This is a genomic window from Nonomuraea sp. NPDC001684 (assembly GCF_053596515.1).
Genome location: NZ_JBSFGJ010000605.1, coordinates 1 through 4,559 on the forward strand (window position 1 = coordinate 1; position 4,559 = coordinate 4,559).

At 69.9% G+C, this 4,559-nt stretch carries 7 protein-coding genes; 1 reads left to right on the forward strand and 6 read right to left on the reverse strand.

What is annotated here, in order from left to right; all coding sequences use genetic code 11:
• The 5 genes from ACWCSD_RS48295 to ACWCSD_RS48315 form a co-directional block, all read right to left on the reverse strand.
• Positions 1–823 (reverse strand): hypothetical protein (locus ACWCSD_RS48295; RefSeq protein WP_449925830.1); only part of this gene is annotated, 823 nt, incomplete at its 3' end.
• Positions 823–1,038, reverse strand: coding sequence for a hypothetical protein (locus ACWCSD_RS48300; RefSeq protein ID WP_449925833.1), 216 nt, complete (start codon positions 1,036–1,038; stop codon positions 823–825). The genes ACWCSD_RS48300 and ACWCSD_RS48295, both read right to left, overlap by 1 nt.
• Before the next feature lie 169 nt (positions 1,039–1,207).
• Positions 1,208–1,501, reverse strand: a complete 294-nt coding sequence (locus ACWCSD_RS48305; protein ID WP_449925836.1) for a WhiB family transcriptional regulator — start codon at positions 1,499–1,501, stop codon at positions 1,208–1,210.
• Entirely contained in the window at positions 1,501–2,172 is a 672-nt protein-coding gene (locus ACWCSD_RS48310) for a hypothetical protein (protein ID WP_449925838.1), read from the reverse strand. Before ACWCSD_RS48310 ends, ACWCSD_RS48305 begins: the two co-directional genes overlap by 1 nt.
• The gene (locus tag ACWCSD_RS48315) at positions 2,169–3,062 is read right to left on the reverse strand and encodes a Rad52/Rad22 family DNA repair protein (RefSeq protein WP_449925841.1); all 894 of its coding nucleotides are present in this window, start codon (positions 3,060–3,062) and stop codon (positions 2,169–2,171) included. Before ACWCSD_RS48315 ends, ACWCSD_RS48310 begins: the two co-directional genes overlap by 4 nt.
• A gap of 387 nt (positions 3,063–3,449) precedes the next feature.
• Between ACWCSD_RS48315 and ACWCSD_RS48320 the strand changes: the two genes are divergently transcribed.
• Positions 3,450–3,962 (forward strand): hypothetical protein, encoded by a 513-nt coding sequence (locus ACWCSD_RS48320; protein WP_449925844.1) that lies wholly within the window; start codon positions 3,450–3,452, stop codon positions 3,960–3,962.
• Between the two features lie 220 nt (positions 3,963–4,182).
• Here the strand turns inward: ACWCSD_RS48320 and ACWCSD_RS48325 are convergent.
• A partial coding sequence (locus ACWCSD_RS48325; RefSeq protein ID WP_449925847.1) for a hypothetical protein occupies positions 4,183–4,559 on the reverse strand: 377 nt, incomplete at its 5' end.

Sequence of the window (4,559 nt, forward strand, 5' to 3'; positions counted from 1 at the left end):
GTTCGATCCGCTCGACCAGCTCGGCCGGGGTGCGCGTGGACAGCGCTCGCTGGATCGCGGCCAGCACCTTGCCGGAGCCGCCCTTGCTGATGCGGCGGCGAAGCTCCTCGGGCAGCTGCTCGAACACGGCGGCGGCCGGGGCCACCGGCGGGCGGGCCTGGTCGTGGTGAGTCGTCGTCGCTGGCTTGTCGACTCCGGCCGGAACGGCCGCGCCGCCCGGCTCCTCACCTACCTGTAGTCCGCCTACGGCGGGAGGTACCGGGGTTTTGTCACTGTGATCGGTGACTGTCTTTTCAATAGCGCCCAGGTTTCCGAAGTCCGCGTCTCCGGAAGCCGGGTTCCCGGACTTCGGGAAACTGGGCTTCGGGGCGTCGTCTTCCCCGAGGCCCGAAAACCCGTCTTCGGCCTCTTCGGGCTGGTCGGGCGCATCTTCGACGGGTGCGGGGAAGTAACTGGCGGCGGTCTGCGTGTCCTTGATGACGATCGGCTTCTCGCCGTTGGCGCGGTAGCTCGCCGCCCATTCCGGGACCGGGACGAACGACACGTCGGTGAATGAGTGCCAGGTGCCTCCCTTGCCGCCCTTGAGCACGCGCACGAGCCGGTAGTGGCCGGCGGCGGCGAGTTCGCGCAGGGCGGTGCGGATGGCCTCACGGCCTTCCTTGCCGTCGCGGGCGATGGCCTCGCTGCGGACGTCCCAGTCCTCCGGCTTGGCCAGGAGGTAGACGAGCACGCCGCGGGCCCGGAACGACAGGTCGGAGTTGAACGCGACGTCGTTGGGGACCTGGACGTAGCGAGGCACGTTGTGGTGCCGCATGCGGGCCATCAGGCGCGCACCTCCAGCGGGGCGAGGGGGGTGGTCGTAGGACGGGCCGCGTATGGATGACGCCGGGCGGGCTCAGGGGCCGCCTCAGGCGCGAACGTGTCGGGGGTGCTGATCAGCGCGAGCCAGCCGGCCAGGTCCTCGTCAGAGGGCTTGGCGAACGGCTCCAGCGCAGCGGAAGCGGCGGCGCGGCGGCGCTTCCAGAGGTCGAGCAGCATGGTGCGGAGGTCTTTCTCTCGGTGGGGGACCGAAGGTGTCCGGCATGGGGTGCCGGGCTCGCGGACGAAAACAGACCGCGAGGCTTACGTCCAACGGTGAAGATCAAGGGGTGTGTTTCGGCTGGTCACGCCCGGGTGGTTCGTGCATCCCGGGCGTGTCGCGGCCGACTCACGCGGCGGGCCGCTTGCGGTAGCGGCGCCGCCGCTCGGCGAGGAGCTCGTCGCGGTTGAGGCCGCCGCGCGTGAGCCACAGGTCGCTGCGGGCTATCGCGTCGTCCAGGCACTCCGCGCGCACTTCGCACGGGCCGCAGATGCTCTTGGCCTTCGCGTCGTCGTACGGCGGGCGCGGCCTGCCGTCCCGCAGCGGCTCGGTGTCGTTGGCGAACACCCAGTGCGGGACGCCCCGGCATGCGGCGTCGTCGTGCCATCCGAGGATCGAGGCGGCGACTCTGCCCAGAGCCATCACCGCTCACCGCCCTCGACGGCCGGGAGCGCGAGGATCGCCGCCAGGCGGGTGCCGGTGAGCAGGCCCGCCCGGTAGGCGTCCTCGATCACCTGGTCCGCGTCCGGAGTGAACGTCACGGTCGGGGACGGGTTGGTCGGCGTCACCTTCACGCCCGGGATGTCCACGAACTCGCCCGTGAGCGGGTTCGCGGTCACGCCGTGCTTGGCCGCCTCGGTGACCAGGGTGTGGAACGCGGGCCGCACCTCGACCGTGAGCTGGGCGCGGCCGGGGCCGAGCAGCTCATCGAGGGCGGCCATCACGCGGTCGGCCTCCTTCGCCGACACCTCGACGGTGACGGCGCGGGAGACCTCGGTGGGGGCGTTCTCCTCCACCCACTCCTGGTACTTGGGCGGGTCGGTGACCTTCACCTGGTAGCCGACCTTCGGCTGCGTGACGGTCGCGAATTGCCTGCCGGCGATGTGGGCGATCTCCGTGCCGCCCGGCGCGAGCAGCGGCATCTCGTCGTCGGCCTTGGCCTTCAACTTGGCGATCCGGGCGGTGATAACCGGGCCGACCTTCCGCTTCTCCAGGTAACGCGCGATGGCCAGTTCGGTGGCGATGGCGCGGCTGGACGGGGCCGCCGGGGCGGCGGGCGCGAGGCCCGCCGCCTGGACGTCGTTGGTGCTCATGCGGCCGCTCCCGCCAGGGTGTCGTTGGTGCTGTTCTCGCGGGACGCGAGCGCTTCGCGCTTGGGCATGAAGACCGCGCGGAGCGCCTGGTCGTCCTCGGCGCTCACTTGCCCGGCGCTGATGCGGGCGTCGATCTCCGCGCCGATGGCCTTCTCCAGCTCGTGCAGGGTCTTGGCCTGGCTGATGCGCACGATGATCTGCGACAGCCACGCCGCATCTGTGCCCCGGGCCTCGGCGTTGAGCGGCCGGTCGCCCTCGTCGTGGCCGAGCGACACCTGCTGAGGCACGTGCGCCTGGATGTCCTCCGACTCCTCCGGGTTCTGCCCGGCCGCTTGGGCGGCCTCGCGGGCGGCGATCTCCTCCGGCGTGGGGTCGGGCCACACCATCGTGTGGAGGACCAGCGGGTCGGTCTGGCCCTTGTTGTAGAGCGACAGGCCGAACTGGTCGCCGAGCGGGATCGAGGCGCGCTTGATGGCCACCGAGATCGCCGACTTCATGGCCAGCTCGTGGGCGTCGCCCCGCGTCTGGTTCTGCGCGGTTTCGGCGCTGCCGTTCTCGTAGTGGCAGATCACGTTCCCGTACGGGTCCTTGATGGTCAGCCGGACCACGGCGCGGTAGCAGACGTCCCACCGGCCCAGGCCCTTGCCCGTCTGGGCGTTGGTGCGCTCCTGCTCGAACACGAGCGCGAGGTCCTTGACGTCGGTGTCCCAGTTGCCGAACCCGAAGATCCGGTTGAGATGGGCGAGGTTGTCCTGCTGAGTGATGTGGGAGTGGCCCTTGCCGTCACGCATGACGCGCTCGGGGGCGATCGGCCTGAGGAGCTGCCGGATCTGCTTACGCAGGAAGCCGCGCCGCCACGGCCGCCGCGCGAACTTGGTGGTGCTGAGCACGATGTCTCCGTTCCTGGGGCTGACACCAGCGCGTTGGGGTCGCAGTCCCCGCCGCGCTGGCGTGTTGCTGCGGTGCCCGAAGGTGCGGCGCAGACTAGGCCGCACCCTCGTTAACCGCTATAACTGTAGGACATATTTATCTCGATCAAACACTACCGCGCAACTGGAAACCAGGTCAACACATCACCCCCGAAACCTGCTGAACCCCGCCCCCCGCTCTTGAAGCCTCAATCAGGAAAGAAAGCTTCCAACAGCGCAAACACCGCCCGGGGGTTACCAAACCGGCGCGAAGATCCCTACTCTTCTCTAGACGCAAGCCCACCCATAGCGAGCGCAGCGGCCCGCAGCGCGCTGGCGCGACCCCGCCGAAGCAGGAGACTCTTCCCCATGTCTCAGCCGCCCGACGACCGGTTCGACCTGTTATTCACCGCCGACGACATGACCGGAGACCAGGTCGCCCGCCTCGGCCTGTCCAACGCCGCCGCCAGAACAGCCGAACGCCTGTTCAGCCTGGTATCCACCGTTGACGACGAACGCCGCGCACCGGCCGCGCTCGCCCGCGAAGCCCTCGACGCCCTCAAGACCATGAACAAAGTCGTCGCCCGCGCCGTCATGACCGAGATGATGCGCGGCACCCCCGACGACGAACTCGCCCACGCCCTCGGCATGGACCCCTTCACCTTCGCCCGCCAGTTCGGCCACCTCAACATGACCCACATGGCCGACGACCCACTAGGCATGTGGGAGCATCTCCGGCCCACATGCCCCGCCGAACTCCACGACACCTGCCCCGAAGACCCCGCGGAGGCCGCCCATCACCTGGACGAATGGATGCACCGCCACCTCGACCCGCGCGAAGCCGCCCCAGCCCCCTCCCATCCCGTATCCGCCGGCCTCTAACCCCAGGCATGCGAAAGGGCCCTCCCCCGGACAGCCACCGGGAGAGGGCCCTTTCGACTTCAGCGTCTGGTGTGCGCGCCCTACGCCACCATCATCGGGCTGCGACCCTAGGAAGCCTCAGGCGCGCACAAGCACGTCCCCAGGAAGAGGACCCAACGCCGATCACTCCGTGAAGAGGACCTGACGTGTGCGCCCCCATGATAGGCACGCCGGCGCGAAATCACACACCCGAAGCCGGAGCACCTTCCGACTTCAGCGGCCGCACGACGTTGTAGACGCCCGACACCACCGCCGCGAACGCGGCCTGAGCAGCGGCCAGACCCAGCGTCTTCAGATCACCCGAAGCCGCCCCAGCCACGGCGGCGCCGCCCGCCACGATCGCACCAGACAGAAGGTTCTGCCACAGGGTGCGGTTCGCCCGCACCTTCACCTCGCCGACGCCGGGAGCGCCCGCGGGCTTCCACCGGTTGTAGACGTAGGCGAGCACCGCGGCGAGCGCGGCCTGGCCGCCGACGACGCCGAGCGTGCCCGCGTCGCTGGTCGCGCCAGCGGTCACGATCGCGCCGCCGCCGGCCACGATGGCGACGGACACGATGT

What these genes read in the sequence shown, in the direction of transcription:
- ACWCSD_RS48300 (WP_449925833.1), bottom strand. Translation starts at nt 1,038, where the DNA reads ATGCTGCTCGACCTCTGGAAGCGCCGCCGCGCCGCCGCTTCCGCTGCG.
- ACWCSD_RS48320 (WP_449925844.1), top strand. Translation starts at nt 3,450, where the DNA reads ATGTCTCAGCCGCCCGACGACCGGTTCGACCTGTTATTCACCGCCGAC.
- ACWCSD_RS48305 (WP_449925836.1), bottom strand. Translation starts at nt 1,501, where the DNA reads ATGGCTCTGGGCAGAGTCGCCGCCTCGATCCTCGGATGGCACGACGAC.
- ACWCSD_RS48310 (WP_449925838.1), bottom strand. Translation starts at nt 2,172, where the DNA reads ATGAGCACCAACGACGTCCAGGCGGCGGGCCTCGCGCCCGCCGCCCCG.